Genomic DNA, 22925 nt, shown 5'->3' with positions numbered 1-22925 from the left:
ACACCAGGGGAGGGGCTCACCGTTGGACGAAGCCGCGCTCGGGGAACACAGCGACCAGGAACTCCTGGCGCTGCACGTCGACGGGGACCCCCACGCCTTCGGCGAGCTCGTACGCCGCCACCGTGACCGGCTCTGGGCCGTCGCGCTGCGCACCCTCGGCGACCGGGAGGAAGCCGCCGACGCCGTGCAGGACGCGCTCGTCTCCGCCTACCGAGCCGCCCACACCTTCCGCGGTGACTCCGCCGTCACCACCTGGCTGCACCGGATCACCGTCAACGCCTGCCTCGACCGTGCCCGCAAGGCGGCCTCCCGCCGGACCTCGCCGCTCGACGACACGGACCGCCTGGAGCGCCTCCTGGAGCCCCACGAGTCCGCCGAGGCCCCCGCGGAGCGCCACGACCTCCACCGCCAGCTCCTGGCCGCCCTCAGCACCCTCCCGGCCGATCAGCGGGCCGCCCTGGTCCTCGTCGACATGCAGGGATACCCCGTCGCCGAAGCCGCCCTCGTCCTCGGCGTGCCCACCGGCACCGTGAAGAGCCGGTGCGCTCGCGGCCGGGCGAAACTCCTCCCGCTGCTCACTCATCTGCGCTCGAATGCCGGGGATAACCCCGCTTCGGAGCGGGGAAGGAACCGGACGCCGGGGACGCCCGTCCCACCTGCGGCAGACGCCACGGATTCCGGTTCGAGGGATCCAGACCCAGACGCTGTGAAGGGCGGAGGTGGACGACCGTGACCCCGACGACCGGCACTGCCGGCACGATCCGGCACCCGGAGGTCTCGGAGATCTCCGACCTCACCGAAGGGCTGCTCTCCCCGCCCCGCACCGCCGAGGTACGCCGCCACCTTGGCCAGTGCTCCCTGTGCGCCGACGTACTCGCCTCGCTGGAGGAGATCCGCTCCCTCCTCGGCACGCTCCCCGGCCCCCCGCGGATGCCCTCCGCCGTCGCTGGACGCGTCGATGCCGCCCTGGCCGCCGAAGCACTCCTCGATTCCACCGCCCGCCGGTCCACCGCCTCCGCAGAGGCCCCCCGCACCGAGACGGAGCCCGAGACCCGCAGCGATGTTTCACGTGAAACAGCCGATGTTTCACGTGAAACACCCGCCTCCGCGCCCGGCCGGACCGGAGCCCTGCGCCCTACCGGTCACCCGTCCGGTCCAACCGGTCCGGGCCGACGCCGTGCCCGCCGCCGGATCGCGGTGCTCGCCGGTCTGTCCGGGGCCGCCGCGTGCGCGCTCGGTGTCTACCTGTTCGGCGGGTTCACGGGCACCGGCACACCCGACGGCGCCACGCACCAGACGTCCAGCGCCGCCCGCCCCCGGGGCGGCGACGGATATACGGTCCAAGGGCTGGAGGACTCCGTCCACCGCCTCCTCGCCACAGCCGGGCAGAACCACACCAACAAGACCATGGGGCTGGACACCACCTCCCCCCAGCAGGCCCCCTCCGACCGGCAGGCGGCGCCCGAGCCAGCGCCGGTGCCCCCTTGCGTACAGCAGTCCACCGGCCGCGCCGACACCCCGGTCGCCTCGGAGCTCGGCACCTACCAGGGAACCCCCGTGTACCTCGTCGTCGTTCCGCATACGGCCGACCCCGCCCTGGTGGACGCCTACGTCGTCCCCGCCGACTGCGTGGACCATCCGGGGCAGGCCCCGGGAAAGCCGCTCCTGACCAGCACGTATCCCCGCAGCTGAGCGGTACGGCGGCAGCACCCGGCGCGTTCTGAGCCGGGGGCGGACAGAAGGGGAATGCCTGCGGCTTAGGATCCGTTGGGTGGGGTGAGAGTCCGCACCGGCCCCCGGTAGGCACCACGAAGTCCGCAGAGACGAGGAAAGAACCCGTGAGCGACGTACGAAACGTGATCATCATCGGCTCCGGGCCGGCCGGTTACACGGCCGCCCTGTACACCGCACGCGCTTCGCTCAACCCGCTGGTCTTCGAAGGCGCCGTCACCGCGGGTGGCGCGCTCATGAACACCACCGAGGTCGAGAACTTCCCCGGCTTCCAGGACGGGATCATGGGCCCGGACCTCATGGACAACATGCGCGGCCAGGCCGAGCGCTTCGGTGCCGAGCTCGTCCCGGACGACGTCGTCGCCGTGGACCTGACCGGTGAGATCAAGACCGTCACGGACACCGCCGGCACCGTGCACCGCGCCAAGGCCGTCATCGTCACCACCGGCTCCCAGCACCGCAAGCTCGGCCTGCCCAACGAGGACACCCTCTCGGGCCGCGGTGTCTCCTGGTGCGCCACCTGCGATGGGTTCTTCTTCAAGGAGCAGGACATCGCCGTGGTCGGCGGTGGCGACACCGCGATGGAAGAGGCGACCTTCCTCTCCCGCTTCGCGAAGTCGGTCACCATCGTCCACCGCCGGGACAGCCTGCGCGCCTCCAAGGCCATGCAGGACCGCGCCTTCGCCGACCCGAAGATCAAGTTCGCCTGGGACAGCGAGGTCGCCGAGATCCACGGCGACCAGAAGCTCTCCGGTCTGACCCTGCGCAACACCAAGACCGGTGAGACCTCCGAGCTGCCCGTGACCGGCCTCTTCATCGCCGTCGGCCACGACCCGCGCACCGAACTCTTCACCGGCCAGCTCGACCTGGACGACGAGGGCTACCTCAAGGTGGACGCCCCCTCCACGCGCACCAACCTCACCGGTGTCTTCGGTGCCGGTGACGTCGTGGACCACACCTACCGTCAGGCGATCACGGCGGCCGGCACCGGCTGCTCCGCCGCCCTCGACGCCGAGCGCTTCCTCGCCGCCCTCGCCGACGCCGAGCAGGCCACCGCGAACGCGACCGCCACCATCTGATCCGCGCTCCATCCCCACACCCCACACCCCGTATCAAGAGGAGGCCGTTGTGGCTCTCAAGACCGTGACCGACGCCGACTTCGACGCCGAGGTCCTGGCCAGCGCCAAGCCCGTTCTGGTGGACTTCTGGGCCGCCTGGTGCGGCCCGTGCCGCCAGATCGCCCCGTCCCTGGAGGCCATCGCGGCCGAGTACGGCGACGAGATCGAGATCGTCAAGCTCAACATCGACGAGAACCCGGCGACGGCCGCCAAGTACGGCGTCATGTCGATCCCCACGCTGAACGTCTACCAGGGCGGCGAGGTCGTCAAGACCATCGTCGGCGCCAAGCCGAAGGCCGCGATCCTGCGCGACCTCGACGGCTTCGTCACGGTCAAGTCCGCCTGACGCACACCGTGTCCGTCTGACACACCCCATGTTTCACGTGAAACGGGGCCTGCCCTCCAGGGCGGCCCCGTTTCGCGTATCCGGTGTCCCGCGCTCACAGCGGACGCAGCGCCGGTTCCTTCCGGGCCCGCGCCCCGCCGAGCAGCCGGTCCAGGGCCAGCTCCACGTCTTCCTTCCACGACAGGGTCGTACGCAGCTCCAGTCGCAGCCGCGGATGGGCCGGGTGGGGACGTACGGTCTTGAAGCCCACCGCCAGCAGGTGGTCGGCCGGCAGCAGGCAGGCGGGCCGCTCCCAGCGCGCGTCCCCGAAGGCCTCGATCGCCTTGACCCCCCGCCGCAGCAGGTCCTTCGCGACCGTCTGGACCAGCACCCGCCCCAGCCCCTGGCCCTGGTAGCCGGGCATGATCCACGCCGTGATGAGCTGGACCGCGTCCGCGGAGACCGGACTGGTCGGGAAGGAAGCGGCACGCGGCACATAGGCGGGCGGTGCGTAGAGCACGAAGCCCACCGGGACCTCGTCCACGTAGACCACCCGGCCGCAGGACCCCCAGTCCAGCAGGACGGCGGAGATCCACGCCTCCTTCTCCTGCTCCGCGGTGCCCGCCTTCACGGCGGCCTCGCCGCTGACGGGATCCAGCTCCCAGAACACGCAGCTCCTGCAACGCCTGGGCAGGTCTTGGAGGTTGTCCAGCGTGAGCGGTACCAGCCGACGACCCATGACGGCATGGTAACGACTGCACCCCGCATCTTCGAGTACGGACATCGTCCGAAGAGGCGGGGTGCGGTGACGCTCGGGTCTACTCCCCGGAGAGGCCCTGCTCCAGCACCCGGCCCTCGCCCGGCGCCAGCGTGCCCAGGATCCGCTCCAGGTCCTCCATCGAGGCGAACTCGACGGTGATCTTGCCCTTCTTCTGGCCCAGGTCCACCTTCACCCGGGTCTCGAAGCGGTCCGAGAGCCGCGTCGCGAGCTCATTGAGCGCCGGAGCCACCCGGGCTCCCGCGCGGGGGCCCTTGGGCTTCACCGTGCTCGACGGCTCCGAGCCCATCAGCGACACGATCTCCTCGACCGTACGCACCGACAGCCCCTCGGCGACGATCCGGTGCGCGAGACGGTCCTGCTCCTCGGTGTCATCCACCGACAGCAGCGCCCGCGCGTGACCCGCCGAGAGCACTCCGGCGGCCACCCGGCGCTGGACCGAGGGGGCGAGCCTCAGCAGCCGCAGGGTGTTGGTGACCTGGGGCCGCGAGCGGCCGATCCGGTCGGCCAGCTGATCGTGGGTGCAGTGGAAGTCCTGGAGCAGCTGGTCGTAGGCGGCCGCCTCCTCCAGCGGGTTCAGCTGCGCCCGGTGGAGGTTCTCCAGGAGCGCGTCCAGCAGCAGCTTCTCGTCGTCCGTGGCGCGGATGATCGCCGGGATGCGTTCCAGACCGGCCTCCCGGCAGGCCCGCCAGCGCCGCTCGCCCATGATCAGCTCGTACCGGCCCGGGCTCGCCTGCCGTACGACCACCGGCTGGAGCAGACCCACCTCCTGGATGGAGGTCACCAGTTCCGCCAGGGCGTCGCCGTCGAAGACCTCGCGCGGCTGGCGCGGGTTGGGGGTGATCGCGTCCAGCGGGAGCTCCGCGAACGTCGCCCCCGCCACCGTGTCGGCCTCCGGGGCCGCCGGTTCCGGCTGAGCCGGCACCACGTCCGCCACCGGTGTTTCACGTGAAACATCGGCCTGGGCCAGCGCGGCGAGTTTCGCCGCGGCGATGCCCCGCTCCGACATCAGGACCGGCACGGCCGACGGGGACGCCGACCCCGTCCCGATCGCCGGCGTCTTCTCCTGGGGGGCCTGGGGGATCAGCGCGCCGAGCCCCCGCCCGAGACCCCTACGTCGCTCACTCATTGGATCCCCTCCGCCATGCTCTGCGTGCTGTTCGTGCCCGCGCCCAGGTGGGCGTGCTGGGCGTCGTAATGGATGCCGACCCCCCGCAGGGCCATTTCTCGCGCCGCCTCCAGGTAGGAGAGGGCGCCACTGGAACCCGGGTCGTAGGTGAGGACCGTCTGTCCGTAACTCGGGGCCTCCGAGATACGGACGGACCGCGGAATGCTCGTGCGCAGCACCTCTTTGCCGAAGTGGGTGCGCACCTCGTCCGCCACCTGCGAGGCGAGCCTCGTCCTGCCGTCGTACATGGTCAGCAGGATCGTCGACACGTGCAGGGCCGGGTTCAGGTGGGCCCGCACCAGGTCGACGTTGCGCAGCAGCTGCCCGAGTCCCTCCAGCGCGTAGTACTCGCACTGGATGGGGATCAGTACCTCCGCGCCCGCGACCATGGCGTTCACGGTCAGCAGGCCCAGCGAGGGCGGGCAGTCGATCAGGATGTAGTCGAGCGGCTGCTGGTAGGCCTGGATCGCGCGCTGGAGGCGGCTTTCACGGGCCACCAGTGACACCAGCTCGATCTCGGCACCGGCCAGGTCGATCGTGGCGGGGGCGCAGAACAGTCCTTCCACGTCCACCACGGGCTGGACGACCTCCAGCAGGGGCCGGCTGTCCACGAGCACGTCGTAGATGGACGGCACGTCGGCGTGGTGGTCGATGCCGAGGGCCGTCGAGGCGTTGCCCTGCGGGTCGAGGTCGATCACGAGGACCCGGGCCCCGTGCAGGGCCAGCGAGGCGGCCAGGTTCACGGTCGTCGTGGTCTTTCCCACGCCACCCTTCTGGTTGGCCACCACCATGATCCGGGTCTGCGGAGGCCGCGGCAGAGCGGCACCGGTCCGCCCCAGGGTCTCGGCCGCGACCTGGGCGGCCCGGCCGATCGGGGTGTCCTCGTTGTCGTCGTTGTCGACGAGGGGCGGAGGCGCTGTTTCACGTGAAACATCCTCGCCAGGCGATTCAGAGCGGGGACCGGGGACCGGATCGGCCATCGGCCCCGCGAGGTTGGCGTCGGACCGCACGGTGTCACTCTCCTCGGCAGCGGGCTCGCGATGAAGAGAGCCTGCCATGTCACCCGGGTCGTGAACCAGCGGGGCCCGCACTCCTGTGGATGAATCCACGGTTGTGGAAAACTCCGTACCCCCCGCGTCCTTGCGTTGACGGGGGGACGCAGCGGCACGGCCGCGGCTGATGATTCCGTGCAGCAGAGAGCGACGTTTCACGTGAAACACGATGCCCGGACGCAACGTGGACGGAGTCTTCAGACCGCTACGACACTCCGAAATCCATACCTATAGGGCCCAACGCCCCGGAAACCAGCAAGATCAACGGCGGCGGCGGGTCCGCCCCACGCGCGCGGCCTTAGCCCGCTTGGCCGCGAACCTCACCCCACCGGGGCTTTCCCCGACCTCCACCCGGACCACCGTGGACAGCGGATCGACCACGCCCTCGCCGACCTGGAGCACCGAGGTCTTCACCACACCGAGCTTGCTGAGGGCGACCTTCGCCGCCACCAGCTCCTCCTCGGCGGTGTCGCCCTTGAGCGCCAGCATCTCCCCGTACGGACGCAGCAGCGGCACGCCCCAGCCGGCGAGCCGATCGAGGGGGGCGACGGCCCGGGCCGTCACCACGTGCACCGGCTGAACCTTGCCGAGCATCTCCTCGGCCCGCCCGCGCACCACCGTTACATGGTCCAGCCCGAGCAGCTCCACGGCCTCCTGGAGGAAGTTCGTGCGGCGGAGCAGGGGCTCCAAAAGGGTGATCTTCAGGTCCCGCCGGACCAGTGCGAGCGGGATACCGGGCAGACCGGCGCCGGAACCCACGTCGCAGACGGTGACGCCCTCGGGCACCACCTCGGAAAGCACCGCGCAGTTCAGCAGATGCCGCTCCCACAGCCGGGGAACCTCACGCGGCCCGATCAGGCCGCGCTTGACCCCCGCATCCGCCAGCAGCTCCGCATACCGCACAGCTTCCGGGAAAAACTCACCGAACACCGCGCGCGCCTCTTCAGGCGCCGGGGGAAGCTCAGCTGCCTCCGTCACGGGGACCGTCCTTCCGTACAGAACCGCTCACAGAACCGCTCACGCCAATACCGTGCCGTTCAACTGTCAGGCTTACAAACATCGGCCCCGCCTGCGACACAGACGGGGCCGACGCACAACGTTCCGGTCAGGCCGGAAGCACAACGACGAAGCGCTGCGGCTCCTCGCCCTCGGACTCGCTCTTCAGACCGGCGGCCGCCACGGCGTCGTGGACCACCTTGCGCTCGAAGGGGGTCATCGGGGCCAGCTTCAGGGGCTCGCCCGAGGCCTTCACGTCCGCCGCGGCCTTGGCACCCAGGGCCGCGAGCTCCTCGCGCTTCTGGGCCCGGAAACCGGCGATGTCCAGCATCAGCCGGCTGCGGTCCCCGGTCTCCCGGTGCACGGCCAGGCGCGTCAGCTCCTGGAGCGCCTCCAGGACCTCACCGTCGCGGCCCACGAGCTTCTGCAGGTCGCGGGGGGAGTCACTCACGATCGACACCGCGGCGCGGTCGGCCTCGACGTCCATGTCGATGTCGCCGTCCAGGTCGGCGATGTCCAGCAGACCCTCAAGGTAGTCGGCCGCGATCTCACCCTCCTGCTCCAGGCGGGTCAGGGTGTCGCCACTCTCAGCGGCGGCGGTGGTGGTGCCTTCCGTCACGGGAGGGAACTCCTTCTTACTTGTTGGAGGGCTTGCTGGGGGGCGTCTGACGCTTCGACTTCGACTGCCGCTTCGGCTGCTGGCGCTTGGTCGCGACACCGCCGCTCGCCGCGTCCGCGTCCGCGGTCGCCACGGCACTCTTGATCACGGAGCCGTCCGGCTGGGCGGCCATGCCCTGCTTCGTCAGCGCGGTGATGAACTTCCGCTCGTTGTCGTTGCGGTCCGGGCCCTTGGCCACGATCGCCGCGACGATCTTCTTCTTGCCCCGGCCCTTGATGTCCCCGTGGGTGGAGACGTGCTTCAGCAGGCGGGTCAGGTACATGTCCTGCGCCTTGCTGCCCGGGGTCGGGTTCTGGCTGATCACGTACATCTGCTGGCCCATGGTCCACACGTTGGTGGTCAGCCAGTAGACGAGGACACCGACGGGGAAGTTGATGCCCATCACGGCGAAGATCAGCGGGAAGACGTACATCAGCATCTTCTGCTGCTGCATGAAGGGCGTCTTGACCGAGAGGTCCACGTTCTTCTGCATCAGCTGGCGCTGGGTGTAGAACTGCGACAGCGACATCATGATGATCATGACCGCGGTCACGATGCGCACGTCGGTGATCGAGGCGCCGAGGGCCTCGACCTTGCTCGCCGAGTCCGTGAACTTGGCGGCCAGCGGGGCACCGAAGATGTGCGCCTGACGGGCGCTCTCCAGCAGCGACTGGTTGATCACGCCGATGGTCTGGCCGTTGGCGATGGCCGAGAGCACGTGGTAGAGCGCGAAGAAGAACGGGGACTGCGCCAGGATGGGAAGGCACGAGGAGAGCGGGTTGGTACCCGTCTCCTTGTACAGCTTCATCATCTCTTCGGACTGACGCTGCTTGTCGTTCTTGTAGCGCTCCTGGATCACCTTCATCTTCGGCTGGAGCGCCTGCATGCCACGCGTCGCCTTGATCTGCTTCACGAAGAGCGGGATCAGGCAGATACGGATCAGGACCACCAGGGACACGATGGACAGGCCCCAGGCCCACCCACTGTTCGCACCGAAGATCGCCCCGTACAGGCTGTGGAACTGGACGATGACCCACGACACGGGTGTGGTGATAAAGCTGAACAGACTGGCAATCGTGTCCACTAATCAGGCTCCTTGAGCATTGCGAGATCTACGCAACGCACTGCGCAGCTGCTCGTGCCAACGCGGGCGTTTCCGGGGTGGGACATGATCCACACCGCCCGGGGACCACGGATTGCACCGCAGGATCCGCCAGGCGGTCAGAACCGTCCCCTTCACCGCACCATGCCGGTCGATGGCCGTGTACCCGTAGTGCGAACACGAGGGGTAGTAGCGGCACACCGGCCCGAGCAGCGGACTGATCGTCCACTGGTACAGCTTGATCAAAGCGAGCAGCGGGTACTTCATCGGGCCACGCCTCCCAGTAGCCGCGCCAAGGCGGCATCCAGGTCACGGGCCAGCTCGTCTACGCCGGCGTCGCCCGCTCCGGGCAGGGCCCGTACCACCACCAGGCTACCGGGGGGCAACTGGGCCAGCCGGTCGCGCACGAGGTGACGCAGACGGCGCTTCACCCGGTTCCGGACGACGGCCACGCCGACAGCCTTGCTGACGACGAAACCCGCACGCGGCGAGGGATCGATCTCCCCCGGCTCGTGCGGGTCCGTTGCACCGCTGGTACGTAGGTGGACGACGAGGAGGGGGCGTCCTGCCCGCCTGCCCCGCCGTACCGCGCTCGCGAAGTCCTCGCGCCGCCTCAGCCGATTCTCGGGAGACAGCACGACGTCACGATCCGCGCGTGATTACGCGGAAAGGGCGGCGCGGCCCTTGCCGCGACGGTTCGCGAGGATCGCGCGACCGGCACGGGTACGCATCCGCAGGCGGAAGCCGTGGGTCTTGGCACGACGACGGTTGTTCGGCTGGAAGGTGCGCTTGCTCACTCGGGGGCTCCAGAGAATGAATCGTGTATGGCGTTACATCGCCTGGCTGTCACCGTGCGCCCACGAGGAACTCGCGTGTTCGCCCGAGTGGGCACCGCTAAATGATCACGATCAGTGACCTTCGCCCATCGGTAGGCAGGCGGCAGCAGCCATCGATAATTCGACCTCGTTACGGTACGCGCGGCTACGCCATCCGGTCAAACCGAGGTCGTCCTGCCCCACACTGTGCACAGGCTGTGGACAACGACTTGAACCCTACCCACCGGCCTGACTACCGTGGCGTGATCCCGGATTTTTTGTCCCGACCGTCCCAAAGAACCACACATTCGTGGGACCGGGACCTGTGAGAGAGCGTGCTCTGTGGCTGACGTACCTGCCGATCTTGCCGCAGTGTGGCCACGCGTGCTCGAAAAGCTGCTCGGGGAGGGTCAGCAGGGGATCGAGCCCAAGGACAAGCAGTGGGTGGAACGATGCCAGCCGCTCGCCCTCGTCGCCGACACCGCGTTGCTCGCCGTGCCCAACGAATGGGGCAAGCGGGTCCTCGAAGGCCGCCTCGCCCCGCTCATCAGCGACGCCCTCAGCCGCGAGTGCGGCCGGCCGATCCGGATCGCGATCACCGTGGACGACTCCGCGGGCGAGCCCGCGCCGCCCGCCTCCGGCCAGCGCGAGGGATACGAGCCGTACGGCGGCCAGCGCCCCGGCGGCCCGGGCGAGGACCACCTCCCCACGGCCCGCCCCGCCTACCCCGAGTACCAGCAGCAGCGCCCGGAGCCCGGCGCCTGGCCCCGCGGGGGCGGCGACGACTACGGCTGGCAGCAGCCCCGCCTCGGCGGCTTCCCGGAGCGCGACCCGTACGCCTCCCCCCAGCCCGGCTACCTCCAGCAGCAGGAGCCCGGCGGCTACGACCAGAACGCGTACGACCAGGGTTCGTACGAACAGCAGAAGTACGAACAGCAGAAGTACGACGCCCAGAAGTACGAGCAGCAGAAGTACGAGCAGCAGGGCTACGAGCAGAACCAGTACGAGCAGAGCGCCCCGCGCCCGGCGCCCGGCCGGCCCGCGCCGCCGCCGTCCTCGTCCGGCGGTTCCACCTCGGGCCCGCCGGAGCCGACCGCCCGGCTGAACCCCAAGTACCTCTTCGACACCTTCGTCATCGGCGCCTCCAACCGCTTCGCGCACGCGGCCGCGGTCGCCGTCGCCGAGGCGCCGGCGAAGGCGTACAACCCGCTCTTCATCTACGGGGAGTCGGGTCTCGGCAAGACGCACCTGCTGCACGCCATCGGGCACTACGCGCGCAGCCTCTACCCCGGCACCCGGGTGCGGTACGTGAGCTCGGAGGAGTTCACCAACGAGTTCATCAACTCCATCCGCGACGGCAAGGGCGACGCGTTCCGCAAGCGCTACCGCGAGATGGACATCCTGCTCGTCGACGACATCCAGTTCCTCGCGAGCAAGGAGTCGACGCAGGAGGAGTTCTTCCACACCTTCAACACGCTGCACAACGCCAACAAGCAGATCGTGCTCTCCTCCGACCGGCCGCCCAAGCAGCTCGTCACCCTGGAGGACCGGCTCCGCAACCGCTTCGAGTGGGGCCTGATCACCGACGTCCAGCCGCCCGAGCTGGAGACCCGGATCGCGATCCTGCGCAAGAAGGCCGTCCAGGAGCAGCTCAACGCCCCGCCGGAGGTACTGGAGTTCATCGCCTCCCGCATCTCGCGCAACATCCGCGAGCTGGAGGGGGCGCTGATCCGGGTCACGGCCTTCGCGAGCCTCAACCGGCAGCCGGTCGACCTGGGTCTGACCGAGGACGTCCTCAAGAACCTGATCCCGGGCGGCGAGGACAGCGCGCCCGAGATCACGGCCTCCGACATCATGGCGGCCACCGCCGACTACTTCGGGCTCACGGTGGACGACCTGTGCGGTTCCTCGCGCAGCCGGGTGCTGGTGACCGCCCGGCAGATCGCCATGTACCTGTGCCGGGAGCTCACGGACCTGTCCCTGCCCAAGATCGGGGCCCAGTTCGGCGGCCGCGACCACACGACCGTCATGCACGCCGACCGCAAGATCCGCGCCCTGATGGCCGAGCGCCGCTCCATCTACAACCAGGTCACGGAGCTCACCAACCGCATCAAGAACGCCTGACGCCGGCCCCCGGGCGGTGGCGTCAGGGGCACTTCACACCCCACGACAGGGCGCTTCCGGATCGAACCGGGGGCGCCCTTCGTCGTCCGCGCGCCCCTGCTCTGTTCGAATACGCCCCCCAGGGAGGAAGTCGTCCACAGATTTCCCGACTTTCTTCCGTCCACAGCCTGAGGACAGTTCCCGTCGCCCACAATCTGTCCACAGGGTCGCCGCTTGAGGGATCATCAGGCCAGGTCAACCCCCTGTGTACTTGTGCGCAAACGTCATCCACAGGCTGTGGACAAAATATTCGTCCACAGGGCCGTTCACGCCGTTGTCCACCGTCGACCCACAGGTTCTCCCGTCCCGTGCACAGGGTGGCCAAGGTTCTCCACACCGTTGTCCACTGTTCGGCAACGAGCCACCCCCCGTCACCGTCGCGAGTGAAAGCGGTCACACGGATGTCGACGTTTGCCGTGTGGACGACTGGGGAAAAGCTGGGGACACAGCTGTGGAGTAGTGCGGGTCATCTGGGGACGGCCTGTGCAGAACTTTTCGTTCTCCACAGAGACACCGTGTTGTCCACCGGTGTCACCCACAGGGTGTGGGGATAAAAAACCGGGGCTGACCTGCGAAAACGGGCTTATCCACCGTTTCCACAGGCCCTACTACTACCCCCATAGAGAGTTAGGCCGGTTTCGGTTTTCAAGCGGGTCCTGTGCACAACTCGCCGTCCGGCCGCTCCGACGCCCCGCTCCCGACTTGACCGCCAGCCGCGACGACTGTCGGCGCCGTACGTCAGACTGGTCCCCGGCATCGGTCGAGGCATCGACGAGCCGACGACGAAGGCCGGCAGACGAGCGAGCAACAGCAGGAGGCGGTTCCGGTGAAGATCCGGGTGGAACGCGACGTACTCGCGGAGGCGGTGGCCTGGGCTGCACGCAGCCTCCCGGCCCGGCCGCCGGTGCCCGTGCTCGCGGGCCTGCTGCTGAAGGCCGAGGACGGCACCCTGTCCCTCTCCGGCTTCGACTACGAGGTCTCGGCCCGGGTCTCCGTCGAGGCGGACGTGGAGGAGGACGGCACCGTCCTGGTCTCCGGCCGGCTCCTCGCCGACATCTGCCGCGCCCTCCCCAACCGCCCGGTGGAGATTTCCACAGACGGTGTACGGGCGACCGTGGTCTGCGGCTCCTCGCGGTTCACCCTCCACACCCTGCCTGTGGAGGAGTACCCGGCCCTGCCGGAGATGCCCACCGCGACCGGCACCGTGCCCGGTGAGGTCTTCGCCTCCGCCGCCGCCCAGGTCGCCATCGCCGCCGGGCGCGACGACACGCTGCCCGTGCTGACCGGTGTCCGCATCGAGATCGAGGGCGACCGCGTCACCCTGGCCTCCACCGACCGCTACCGCTTCGCGGTCCGCGAGTTCCTGTGGAAGCCGGAGAACCCGGACGCCTCCGCCGTCGCCCTGGTGCCCGCCAAGACGCTGCTGGACACCGCCAAGTCGCTGACCAGCGGCGACACGGTCACCCTGGCGCTCTCCGGCTCCGGCCAGGGCGAGGGCCTGATCGGCTTCGAGGGCGCGGGCCGCCGCACCACGACCCGGCTGCTCGAAGGCGACCTGCCGAAGTACCGCACGCTCTTCCCGACCGAGTTCAACTCCGTCGCGGTGATCGAGACCGCCCCGTTCGTCGAGGCCGTCAAGCGCGTGGCCCTGGTCGCCGAGCGCAACACCCCGGTCCGCCTCAGCTTCGAGCAGGGCGTCCTGATCCTGGAAGCGGGATCCAGCGACGACGCACAGGCTGTGGAGCGCGTCGACGCGAACCTGGAGGGCGACGACATCTCGATCGCCTTCAACCCGACCTTCCTGCTGGACGGTCTGAGCGCGATCGACTCGCCCGCCGCCCAGCTCAGCTTCACCACGTCCACCAAGCCCGCGCTGCTCAGCGGCCGGCCGGCGGTCGACGCCGAGGCGGACGAGGCGTACAAGTACCTGATCATGCCGGTGCGCCTCTCCGGCTGACGGCCGGGCCCAGCCCGCGCTCAGCCCGCGCCCACCGACGCCGGGCCCGGCCCCGCCCGCGGAGCCGGGCCCGCCGTCGTGCGGAGCGGGCCCCGCCGCGCGGCCCGGCGTAGGCTCGGATCCGGCGGGCCGCCCGGACCGGGCAGCCCCCGTACAGGCAAAGACGGCCACAACGCGTAAGGAAGCACCTGATGGAGCTCGGTCTCGTCGGTCTCGGCAAGATGGGCGGCAACATGCGCGAGCGCATCCGCCGCGCAGGCCACACCGTCATCGGATACGACCGCAACCCAGACCTCGCCGATGTCCACAGCCTGCGGGAGCTTGTGGACGGCCTGCAGGCCCCCCGCGTCGTGTGGGTGATGGTCCCCGCGGGCGCGGCCACCCAGTCCACCGTCGACGAACTGGGCGAGCTGCTCTCCCCCGGCGACATCGTCGTGGACGGCGGCAACTCCCGCTGGACCGACGACGAGAAGCACGCCGAGGAGCTGAAGGCCAAGGGCATCGGCTTCGTCGACTGCGGCGTCTCCGGCGGCGTCTGGGGCCTGGAGAACGGCTACGCGCTGATGTACGGCGGCGACGAGAAGGACGTCGCCGTGGTCCAGCCGGTCTTCGACGCCCTCAAGCCCGAAGGTGACTTCGGCGCCGTGCACGCCGGCAAGGTCGGCGCGGGCCACTTCGCGAAGATGGTCCACAACGGCATCGAGTACGCCATGATGCAGGCCTACGCCGAGGGCTGGGAGCTGCTGGAGAAGGTCGACTCGGTCACCGACGTCCGCGAGGTCTTCCGGTCCTGGCAGCAGGGGACGGTCATCCGCTCCTGGCTGCTCGACCTGGCCGTGAACGCGCTGGACGAGGACGAGCACCTGCAGCAGCTGCGCGGCTTCGCGCAGGACTCCGGCGAGGGCCGCTGGACGGTCGAGGCCGCGATCGACAACGCGGTGCCGCTGCCGGCGATCACCGCCTCGCTGTTCGCCCGCTTCGCCTCGCGCCAGGACGACTCGCCGCAGATGAAGATGATCGCGGCGCTGCGCAACCAGTTCGGCGGACACGCGGTCGAGAAGAAGTAACCGCGCCACCGGCGCACAGCACACCAGCAGGACCGGGTACAGCTCCACAGCACAGCAGCAGGAAGCCGGGGGAGGTCGGCGCCGAATGCACGTTTCGCATCTCTCACTGGCCGACTTCCGCTCGTACGCCCGGGCCGAGGTTCCCCTCGCCCCGGGCGTCACGGCGTTCGTGGGGCCCAACGGCCAGGGCAAGACGAACCTGGTCGAGGCCATCGGCTACCTGGCCACCCTGGGCAGCCACCGGGTCTCCTCGGACGCCCCCCTGGTGCGGATGGGCGCCGACCGGGCCGTCGTCCGCGCCGCCGTCACCCAGGGCGAACGCCAGCAGCTGGTGGAGCTGGAGCTGAACCCCGGCCGCGCCAACCGCGCCCGGATCAACCGGTCCTCGCAGGTCAGACCCCGCGACGTGCTGGGAATCGTACGGACCGTGCTGTTCGCCCCCGAGGACCTGGCCCTGGTCAAGGGCGATCCGGGGGAACGGCGCCGCTTCCTCGACGAGCTCGTCACCGCCCGCTCCCCGCGGATGGCGGCCGTCCGCTCCGACTACGAGCGCGTCCTCAAGCAGCGCAACACCCTGCTGAAGTCCGCCGCCATGGCCCGCCGCCACGGCGGCCGCTCCATGGACCTGTCCACCCTCGACGTGTGGGACCAGCACCTGGCCCGCGCCGGAGCCGAGCTCCTCGCGCAGCGCCTCGACCTGATCACGACGCTGCTGCCGCTGGCCGACAAGGCCTACGAGCAGCTCGCGCCCGGGGGCGGCCCGCTCGGCCTCGCCTACAAGTCCTCGGCCGGCGAGCCGGTCGACAGCGGCGGCGCCCGGACCCGCGAGGCCCTGTACGAGGTGCTGCTCGCGGCCCTCGCCGAGGTGCGCAAGCAGGAGATCGAACGCGGCGTGACGCTGGTGGGCCCGCACCGCGACGACGTCCTGCTGCGCCTGGGCGAGCTGCCCGCGAAGGGGTACGCCAGCCACGGCGAGTCCTGGTCGTACGCGCTCGCCCTGCGCCTGGCCGCGTACGAACTGCTGCGCTCCGAGGGGACCGAGCCGGTGCTGATCCTGGACGACGTCTTCGCGGAGCTGGACGCCCGCCGCCGTGAGCGGCTTGCGGAACTGGTCGCTCCGGGGGAGCAGGTCCTGGTGACGGCGGCGGTGGACGACGACGTTCCGGGCATCTTGGCGGGCACCCGGTTCGCGGTGGCCGACGGCGAGGTGACCCGGCTGTGAACGCGGGCGAGGGCGGCCAGGACCAGCGCAAGGCCCCGGAACCCTCCGGGGTCGACCTCGCGCGGCAGGCGCTGGCCGCCGCCCGCGAGCAGGCCCGCGCCCGCGGCAACGCGGCGACCGGGCGGGGCCGCCGGCAGCACCAGCCGGGCCTGCGCTCCGGCGCCCGGGCGGACGGCCGGGACCCGATGCCGCTGATGGCGGCGCTGGACCGGCTGCGCACGGAGCGCGGCTGGGAGATGCCGATCGCGGTGGCCGGGGTGATGGAGCGCTGGGCGGAGATCGTCGGGCCGGAGATCGCCGCGCACTGCGTACCGGAGCGCTACGAGGACCGCGAGCTGCTGGTCCGCTGCGACTCCTCGGCCTGGGCCGCGCAGCTGAAGCTGCTGGCCCCGCAGCTGGTGGCCCGGCTCAACGCCGACCTGGGGCAGGGCACGGTCCGGCTGATCAAGGTCCAGGGCCCGGGTGGCGGGCCGAAGCGGTACGGACCCTGGCGCAGCCCCGGCAGCACGGGCCCGGGCGACACCTACGGCTGAGGCCGGTGCGCTCCGCCGACGCCTGCCGGGGCTCCGCCGACGCCTGCCGGGCAGCGCGGAAGTCCTCCCGTACGCCTTTCCCCTCGTCCCCCTTCCTTCCAGCCATCCGCCCTTCCACCGGAATGGCGGCTTCCGCACACGCGTGCCGCCTGTTCCCGGTGGTGTCCCTCACGGTAGCCACGGGTTGACAGGCCGAAGCGCTGGATGCCCGCGTGAGCCACTTTGAGCCCCTCCCCGGATATGGGGAGTCGGAGAGTGGAGGTTCAGGGCGGCACATGCGGACTCAGGTACCGGCAAACCCCCATTCATGTCAGTGATACCGGTAGACTGGAGGCAATCCCGCCCAGTTCGCGGGGGGACACCGAACAACGCAGACAACGCAGATCGACGCGGCCGCTCCCGCCGGTGCACACGCTGGTCCGGAGTACGGGCTGCGCTGTGCCAGAGAGGGCGCTTCGTGGCCGATTCCGGCGACTCCAACGAGAAGAATTACGACGCCAGTGCGATCCAGGTCCTTGAGGGCCTGGACGCGGTCCGCAAGCGGCCGGGTATGTACATCGGCTCGACGGGCGAGCGTGGTCTGCACCACCTCGTCTACGAGGTCGTCGACAACTCGGTCGACGAGGCGCTGGCCGGGCACGCGGACACCATCGACGTGACGATCCTCGCCGACGGCGGGGTGCGCGTGATCGACAACGGCCGTGGCATCCCGGTCGGCATCGTGCCGTCCGAGGGCAAGCCGGCCGTCGAGGTCGTGCTGACGGTGCTGCACGCGGGCGGCAAGTTCGGCGGCGGCGGCTACGCGGTCTCCGGCGGTCTGCACGGCGTCGGCGTCTCCGTCGTGAACGCCCTGTCCACCAAGGTCGCGGTCGAGGTCAAGACGGACGGCCACCGCTGGACCCAGGACTACAAGCTGGGCGTGCCGACGGCCCCGCTGGCCAAGAACGAGGAGACCGACGAGCACGGCACGTCGGTGACGTTCTGGGCCGACGGCGACATCTTCGAGACCACCGAGTACTCCTTCGAGACGCTGTCGCGGCGCTTCCAGGAGATGGCCTTCCTCAACAAGGGCCTGACCCTGACGCTGACCGACGAGCGCGAGTCGGCGAAGGCGACGGTCGGCGCGGACGACCCCGAAGCGGACGTGGCGGAGCCGACCGCGCGCACGGTGAAGTACTACTACGAGGGCGGCATCGTCGACTTCGTGAAGTACCTCAACTCGCGCAAGGGCGAGCTGATCCACCCGACCGTCATCGACGTCGAGGCCGAGGACAAGGAGCGCATGCTCTCGGTCGAGATCGCGATGCAGTGGAACTCGCAGTACACCGAGGGGGTCTACTCCTTCGCGAACACGATCCACACGCACGAGGGCGGCACCCACGAGGAGGGCTTCCGCGCGGCGCTGACCGGTCTGGTCAACCGCTACGCGCGCGAGAAGAAGCTGCTGCGCGAGAAGGACGACAACCTCGCCGGCGAGGACATCCGCGAGGGTCTGACGGCGATCATCTCGGTCAAGCTGGGCGAGCCCCAGTTCGAGGGCCAGACGAAGACCAAGCTGGGCAACACGGAGGCCAAGACCTTCGTGCAGAAGGTCGTCCACGAGCACCTCAACGACTGGTTCGACCGCAACCCGGTCGAGGCCGCGGACATCATCCGCAAGTCGATCCAGGCGGCCACGGCGCGCGTCGCGGCCCGCAAGGCGCGCGACCTGACCCGCCGCAAGGGCCTGCTGGAGAGCGCCTCGCTGCCGGGCAAGCTGTCCGACTGCCAGTCGAACGACCCGACGAAGTGCGAGATCTTCATCGTCGAGGGCGACTCCGCCGGCGGCTCGGCGAAGTCCGGCCGCAACCCGATGTACCAGGCCATCCTGCCGATCCGCGGCAAGATCCTGAACGTCGAGAAGGCGCGGATCGACAAGATCCTCCAGAACACCGAGGTCCAGGCGCTGATCAGCGCCTTCGGCACCGGTGTGCACGAGGACTTCGACATCGCGAAGCTCCGCTATCACAAGATCATCCTGATGGCGGACGCCGACGTCGACGGCCAGCACATCAACACCCTGCTGCTCACCTTCCTCTTCCGCTTCATGCGGCCGCTGGTCGAGGCCGGGCACGTCTACCTGTCCCGTCCCCCGCTCTACAAGATCAAGTGGGGCCGCGACGACTTCGAGTACGCGTACTCGGACCGCGAGCGCGACGCCCTGGTCGAGCTGGGCAAGCAGAACGGCAAGCGGATCAGGGAGGACTCGATCCAGCGCTTCAAGGGTCTGGGCGAGATGAACGCCGAGGAACTGCGCGTCACCACCATGGACGTGGACCACCGCGTGCTCGGCCAGGTCACGCTGGACGACGCGGCGCAGGCCGACGACCTGTTCTCGGTGCTGATGGGCGAGGACGTCGAGGCACGTCGCTCCTTCATCCAGCGCAACGCCAAGGACGTTCGGTTCCTCGACATCTGAGTCGGTCTCCGCTGACCGCCTGAAAGGACTTCTGACCAGCAATGGCCGACGAAACCACCCCCACCGCCGAGAACGCCGCGGAGGAGCAGCCCGTGCTGCGGATCGAGCCCGTCGGGCTTGAGACGGAGATGCAGCGCTCCTACCTCGACTACGCGATGTCCGTCATCGTCTCCCGCGCGCTGCCCGACGTACGGGACGGTCTCAAGCCCGTCCACCGCCGGGTGCTGTACGCGATGTACGACGGCGGCTACCGGCCCGAGAAGGGCTTCTACAAGTGCGCCCGCGTCGTCGGCGACGTCATGGGCACCTACCACCCGCACGGCGACTCCTCGATCTACGACGCCCTGGTCCGCCTGGCCCAGCCGTGGTCGATGCGCATGCCGCTGGTGGACAGCAACGGCAACTTCGGCTCCCCGGGCAACGACCCGGCCGCCGCGATGCGCTACACCGAGTGCAAGCTCATGCCGCTGGCCATGGAGATGCTCCGGGACATCGACGAGGAGACCGTCGACTTCACGGACAACTACGACGGCCGCAACCAGGAGCCGACCGTCCTGCCGGCCCGCTTCCCGAACCTGCTGGTCAACGGCAGCGCCGGCATTGCGGTCGGCATGGCCACCAACATCCCGCCGCACAACCTCCGCGAGGTCGCGGCGGGCGCGCAGTGGGCGCTGGAGCACCCGGAGGCCTCGCACGAGGAGCTCCTGGACGCCCTGCTGGAGCGCATCAAGGGCCCCGACTTCCCCTCGGGCGCGCTGGTCGTCGGCCGCAAGGGCATCGAGGAGGCGTACCGGACCGGTCGCGGCTCCATCACGATGCGCGCCGTGGTCGAGGTCGAGGAGATCCAGAACCGCCAGTGCCTGGTGGTCACCGAGCTCCCGTACCAGACCAACCCGGACAACCTGGCGCAGAAGATCGCCGACCTCGTGAAGGACGGCAAGATCGGCGGCATCGCCGACGTCCGCGACGAGACCTCGTCCCGGACCGGCCAGCGCCTGGTGATCGTGCTCAAGCGCGACGCCGTCGCCAAGGTCGTGCTGAACAACCTCTACAAGCACACCGACCTCCAGACGAACTTCGGCGCGAACATGCTGGCGCTGGTGGACGGGGTGCCGCGCACCCTGTCGGTCGACGCGTTCATCCGCCACTGGGTGCAGCACCAGATCGAGGTCGTCGTCCGGCGCACGAAGTTCCGCCTGCGCAAGGCGGAGGAGCGCGCCCACATCCTGCGCGGTCTGCTCAAGGCCCTGGACGCGATCGACGAGGTCATCGCCCTCATCCGGCGCAGCAACACGGTCGAGATCGCGCGCGAGGGCCTGATGGGCCTGCTGGAGATCGACGAGATCCAGGCGAACGCGATCCTGGAGATGCAGCTGCGCCGCCTGGCGGCCCTGGAGCGGCAGAAGATCGTCGCCGAGCACGACGAGCTCCAGGCCAAGATCAACGAGTACAACGCGATCCTGGCCTCGCCGCAGAAGCAGCGCACCATCGTCAGCGAGGAGCTGGCGGCGATCGTCGAGAAGTTCGGCGACGACCGGCGCTCCAAGCTGGTGCCCTTCGACGGCGACATGTCCATGGAGGACCTGATCGCCGAAGAGGACATCGTCGTCACCATCACGCACGGCGGCTACGTCAAGCGCACCAAGACCGAGGACTACCGCTCGCAGAAGCGCGGCGGCAAGGGCGTGCGCGGCACGAAGCTGAAGCAGGACGACCTGGTCGACCACTTCTTCGTCTCCACCACGCACCACTGGCTGCTGTTCTTCACGAACAAGGGCCGCGTCTACCGGTCCAAGGCGTACGAGCTCCCGGACGCCGGCCGCGACGCGCGCGGGCAGCACGTGGCGAACCTGCTGGCCTTCCAGCCGGACGAGAAGATCGCCCAGATCCTCGCGATCCGCGACTACGAGGCGGCGCCCTACCTGATCCTGGCCACCAAGGGCGGCCTGGTGAAGAAGACGGCGCTCAAGGACTACGACTCGCCCCGTTCGGGTGGTGTCATCGCGATCAACCTGCGGGAGACCGAGGCCGGCGGCGACGACGAGCTGATCGGCGCCGAGCTGGTCTCCGCCGAGGACGACCTGCTGCTCATCAGCAAGAAGGCGCAGTCGATCCGCTTCACCGCGACCGACGACGCGCTGCGCCCGATGGGCCGTGCCACCTCGGGTGTGAAGGGCATGAGTTTCCGTGAAGGGGACGAGCTGCTCTCGATGAGCGTCGTGCGGCCCGGTACCTTCGTCTTCACCGCGACCGACGGCGGTTACGCCAAGCGGACGGCCGTGGACGAGTACCGCGTCCAGGGCCGTGGCGGTCTGGGCATCAAGGCCGCCAAGATCGTCGAGGACCGCGGGTCGCTCGTCGGCGCGCTGGTGGTCGACGAAACGGACGAGATTCTCGCCATCACGCTCAGCGGTGGTGTGATCCGTACGCGCGTCAACGAAGTCAGGGAGACGGGCCGTGACACCATGGGCGTCCAGCTGATCAACCTGGGCAAGCGCGATGCCGTGGTCGGCATCGCTCGTAACGCCGAGGCCGGTCAGGAAGCTGACCTGGTCGACGAGATCGAGACAGAGATCGAGGCCGGGGCAGCCGACGGACAGGCCGCCGAGGCCGCCGAGGGCATCGAGCCCTCGGCTGGGGAGCACGAGGAGTAAGCGTGAGTGGAGCCACGGGCGCCGGACCGGCCAAGACTGGAGCGAACGGTGCCCGTGGCCCCGCCGCGGACTCCACGGGGGGACAAGGGGGAACGGTGACGGACACCCGGGGACCGCAGCCGGAATCGAAGACGGCGGCGAAGTCGAAGCCGAAGGCCGCCGCCGCGGGCCGGGCGGCGCAGACGGCCCAGGAGCGGGACGGGCAGCCGTACCAGCCCCCGCAGGCCTACGCGGCCCCCAAGGGCCCCGGCGCGCAGCGGGGGGCCCGCCCGGCCGCCCGGACGACGCCGCGGACGCGCAAGGCGCGGCTGCGGGTGGCCAAGGCCGACCCGTGGTCGGTGATGAAGGTCAGCTTCCTGCTGTCGATCGCGCTCGGCGTGTGCACGGTCGTCGCGGCGGTGGTGCTGTGGATGGTCATGGACGCCATGGGCATCTTCTCGACCGTCGGCGGCACCATCAGCGAGGCCACCGGGTCCAACGAGAGCAACGGGTTCGACCTCCAGTCGTTCCTGTCGCTGCCGCGCGTGCTGATCTTCACCTCGGTGATCGCGGTCATCGACGTGGTGCTGATGACCGCCCTGGCGACGCTGGGCGCGTTCATCTACAACCTGTCGGCGGGCTTCGTGGGCGGCGTCGAGCTCACGCTCGCCGAGGACGAATGACCTGCGCGGACGCCCCGTAGAAGGCGATTTTGGCTCGACCGCGTCTGTGCGCTAATCTTCAGGAGTCAGCGCGCAGCGCGGATGGGGCTATAGCTCAGTTGGTTAGAGCGCATCCCTGATAAGGATGAGGCCACAGGTTCAAATCCTGTTAGCCCCACAGTGTCGAAGACCCCCAGGCGAAAAGCCTGGGGGTCTTTGTCGTGCGGCCAGTTGAGGGGTTCCAGGTAACCGATCGGTATCGGCCGGTGTGTATTGTTGGGCGCCAGAAGTCCCCAACGTCAACGAAAGACGAGGTCGCGCGGTGAAGAAGCTGCTCCTGGTCGCACTGGCCGCCATCGGCGGGCTCCTCGTGTACCGCCAGATCCAGGCGGACCGCGCCGAGCAGGACCTGTGGACGGAGGCAACCGACTCCGTGCCCTCTGGTTCCGGCGTGTGAGACCCGCTTGATTCCATGAAGCCCCGGCTG

22 protein-coding genes and 1 tRNA gene are annotated in these 22925 nt (G+C 69.5%); 14 read left to right on the top strand and 9 right to left on the bottom strand.

Going from position 1 to position 22925, the window contains the following annotated elements; translation table 11 throughout:
- The first annotated feature begins 22 nt into the window (after positions 1–22).
- From sigM to trxA, 4 genes are all read left to right on the top strand, one after another.
- The gene (gene sigM / locus ACZ6ZT_RS19895) at positions 23–733 is read left to right on the top strand and encodes an RNA polymerase sigma factor SigM (protein ID WP_469720788.1); all 711 of its coding nucleotides are present in this window, start codon (positions 23–25) and stop codon (positions 731–733) included.
- Positions 730–1692, top strand: a complete 963-nt coding sequence (locus ACZ6ZT_RS19890; protein ID WP_469720786.1) for an anti-sigma factor family protein — start codon at positions 730–732, stop codon at positions 1690–1692. Before sigM ends, ACZ6ZT_RS19890 begins: the two co-directional genes overlap by 4 nt.
- Before the next feature lie 146 nt (positions 1693–1838).
- A complete protein-coding gene (trxB, locus tag ACZ6ZT_RS19885; protein ID WP_469720784.1) occupies positions 1839–2810 on the top strand; it encodes a thioredoxin-disulfide reductase in 972 nt (323 codons plus the stop codon).
- A 49-nt stretch (positions 2811–2859) separates the two neighbouring features.
- Positions 2860–3195: a thioredoxin gene (trxA, locus tag ACZ6ZT_RS19880; protein WP_469720782.1), complete on the top strand. Its 336-nt coding sequence runs from the start codon at positions 2860–2862 to the stop codon at positions 3193–3195.
- Positions 3196–3289: 94 nt separating this feature from the next.
- Here trxA and ACZ6ZT_RS19875 read toward each other — a convergent pair whose 3' ends face one another.
- The 9 genes from ACZ6ZT_RS19875 to rpmH form a co-directional block, all read right to left on the bottom strand.
- Entirely contained in the window at positions 3290–3913 is a 624-nt protein-coding gene (locus ACZ6ZT_RS19875; RefSeq protein ID WP_469720780.1) for a GNAT family N-acetyltransferase, read from the bottom strand.
- A 79-nt stretch (positions 3914–3992) separates the two neighbouring features.
- Positions 3993–5081 (bottom strand): ParB/RepB/Spo0J family partition protein, encoded by a 1089-nt coding sequence (locus ACZ6ZT_RS19870; protein ID WP_469720778.1) that lies wholly within the window; start codon positions 5079–5081, stop codon positions 3993–3995.
- Complete coding sequence (locus tag ACZ6ZT_RS19865) at positions 5078–6178, bottom strand: ParA family protein (protein WP_469720776.1); 1101 nt, start codon at positions 6176–6178, stop codon at positions 5078–5080. The genes ACZ6ZT_RS19870 and ACZ6ZT_RS19865 overlap by 4 nt, the downstream gene beginning before the upstream one ends.
- A 255-nt stretch (positions 6179–6433) precedes the next feature.
- A complete protein-coding gene (gene rsmG, locus ACZ6ZT_RS19860) occupies positions 6434–7150 on the bottom strand; it encodes a 16S rRNA (guanine(527)-N(7))-methyltransferase RsmG (RefSeq protein ID WP_469720774.1) in 717 nt (238 codons plus the stop codon).
- Between the two features lie 127 nt (positions 7151–7277).
- The gene (locus ACZ6ZT_RS19855; RefSeq protein WP_469720772.1) at positions 7278–7787 is read right to left on the bottom strand and encodes a Jag family protein; all 510 of its coding nucleotides are present in this window, start codon (positions 7785–7787) and stop codon (positions 7278–7280) included.
- A gap of 16 nt (positions 7788–7803) precedes the next feature.
- On the bottom strand, positions 7804–8910 hold the full coding sequence (gene yidC, locus ACZ6ZT_RS19850) for a membrane protein insertase YidC (protein ID WP_469720770.1): 1107 nt from the start codon (positions 8908–8910) through the stop codon (positions 7804–7806).
- A gap of 3 nt (positions 8911–8913) precedes the next feature.
- Positions 8914–9195: a membrane protein insertion efficiency factor YidD gene (gene yidD / locus ACZ6ZT_RS19845; RefSeq protein WP_075970728.1), complete on the bottom strand. Its 282-nt coding sequence runs from the start codon at positions 9193–9195 to the stop codon at positions 8914–8916.
- Positions 9192–9566, bottom strand: coding sequence for a ribonuclease P protein component (gene rnpA, locus ACZ6ZT_RS19840; RefSeq protein ID WP_469720769.1), 375 nt, complete (start codon positions 9564–9566; stop codon positions 9192–9194). The genes yidD and rnpA overlap by 4 nt, the downstream gene beginning before the upstream one ends.
- 21 nt (positions 9567–9587) lie before the next feature.
- A complete protein-coding gene (gene rpmH, locus ACZ6ZT_RS19835) occupies positions 9588–9725 on the bottom strand; it encodes a 50S ribosomal protein L34 (RefSeq protein WP_008741645.1) in 138 nt (45 codons plus the stop codon).
- Between the two features lie 360 nt (positions 9726–10085).
- On the opposite strand from rpmH, the gene dnaA reads away from it, so the two are divergent.
- The 10 genes from dnaA (at position 10086) to ACZ6ZT_RS19785 (ending at position 22895) form a co-directional block, all read left to right on the top strand.
- A complete protein-coding gene (gene dnaA, locus ACZ6ZT_RS19830) occupies positions 10086–11867 on the top strand; it encodes a chromosomal replication initiator protein DnaA (protein ID WP_469720767.1) in 1782 nt (593 codons plus the stop codon).
- An 865-nt stretch (positions 11868–12732) separates the two neighbouring features.
- Positions 12733–13863 (top strand): DNA polymerase III subunit beta, encoded by a 1131-nt coding sequence (gene dnaN / locus ACZ6ZT_RS19825; RefSeq protein WP_469720766.1) that lies wholly within the window; start codon positions 12733–12735, stop codon positions 13861–13863.
- A 119-nt stretch (positions 13864–13982) separates the two neighbouring features.
- The gene (gene gnd, locus ACZ6ZT_RS19820) at positions 13983–14930 is read left to right on the top strand and encodes a phosphogluconate dehydrogenase (NAD(+)-dependent, decarboxylating) (protein WP_469721034.1); all 948 of its coding nucleotides are present in this window, start codon (positions 13983–13985) and stop codon (positions 14928–14930) included.
- An 85-nt stretch (positions 14931–15015) separates the two neighbouring features.
- A complete protein-coding gene (recF, locus tag ACZ6ZT_RS19815) occupies positions 15016–16152 on the top strand; it encodes a DNA replication/repair protein RecF (protein WP_469720764.1) in 1137 nt (378 codons plus the stop codon).
- On the top strand, positions 16149–16685 hold the full coding sequence (locus ACZ6ZT_RS19810) for a DciA family protein (protein ID WP_469720762.1): 537 nt from the start codon (positions 16149–16151) through the stop codon (positions 16683–16685). Before recF ends, ACZ6ZT_RS19810 begins: the two co-directional genes overlap by 4 nt.
- Before the next feature lie 436 nt (positions 16686–17121).
- Complete coding sequence (gene gyrB, locus ACZ6ZT_RS19805) at positions 17122–19143, top strand: DNA topoisomerase (ATP-hydrolyzing) subunit B (RefSeq protein ID WP_469721033.1); 2022 nt, start codon at positions 17122–17124, stop codon at positions 19141–19143.
- A gap of 41 nt (positions 19144–19184) precedes the next feature.
- Positions 19185–21797, top strand: a complete 2613-nt coding sequence (gene gyrA, locus ACZ6ZT_RS19800; protein WP_469720761.1) for a DNA gyrase subunit A — start codon at positions 19185–19187, stop codon at positions 21795–21797.
- A 2-nt stretch (positions 21798–21799) separates the two neighbouring features.
- On the top strand, positions 21800–22459 hold the full coding sequence (locus tag ACZ6ZT_RS19795) for a DUF3566 domain-containing protein (RefSeq protein ID WP_469720759.1): 660 nt from the start codon (positions 21800–21802) through the stop codon (positions 22457–22459).
- Positions 22460–22542: 83 nt separating this feature from the next.
- Positions 22543–22616: transfer RNA gene (locus ACZ6ZT_RS19790), tRNA-Ile, on the top strand.
- A gap of 144 nt (positions 22617–22760) precedes the next feature.
- Positions 22761–22895, top strand: a complete 135-nt coding sequence (locus ACZ6ZT_RS19785) for a DLW-39 family protein (RefSeq protein WP_208809277.1) — start codon at positions 22761–22763, stop codon at positions 22893–22895.
- The last annotated feature ends 30 nt before the right edge of the window (positions 22896–22925 follow it).

The sequence above is a fragment of the Streptomyces sp. NPDC102258 genome (genome assembly GCF_055584685.1).
This window is presented reverse-complemented; position numbering and strand designations above follow the sequence as displayed.

Bases quoted from the DNA above. Each gene is read 5' to 3' on its own strand.
- ACZ6ZT_RS19875 (WP_469720780.1), bottom strand. From the start codon at position 3,913: ATGGGTCGTCGGCTGGTACCGCTCACGCTGGACAACCTCCAAGACCTG.
- ACZ6ZT_RS19870 (WP_469720778.1), bottom strand. From the start codon at position 5,081: ATGAGTGAGCGACGTAGGGGTCTCGGGCGGGGGCTCGGCGCGCTGATC.
- ACZ6ZT_RS19865 (WP_469720776.1), bottom strand. From the start codon at position 6,178: ATGGCAGGCTCTCTTCATCGCGAGCCCGCTGCCGAGGAGAGTGACACC.
- yidD (WP_075970728.1), bottom strand. From the start codon at position 9,195: ATGAAGTACCCGCTGCTCGCTTTGATCAAGCTGTACCAGTGGACGATC.
- recF (WP_469720764.1), top strand. From the start codon at position 15,016: ATGCACGTTTCGCATCTCTCACTGGCCGACTTCCGCTCGTACGCCCGG.
- gyrA (WP_469720761.1), top strand. From the start codon at position 19,185: ATGGCCGACGAAACCACCCCCACCGCCGAGAACGCCGCGGAGGAGCAG.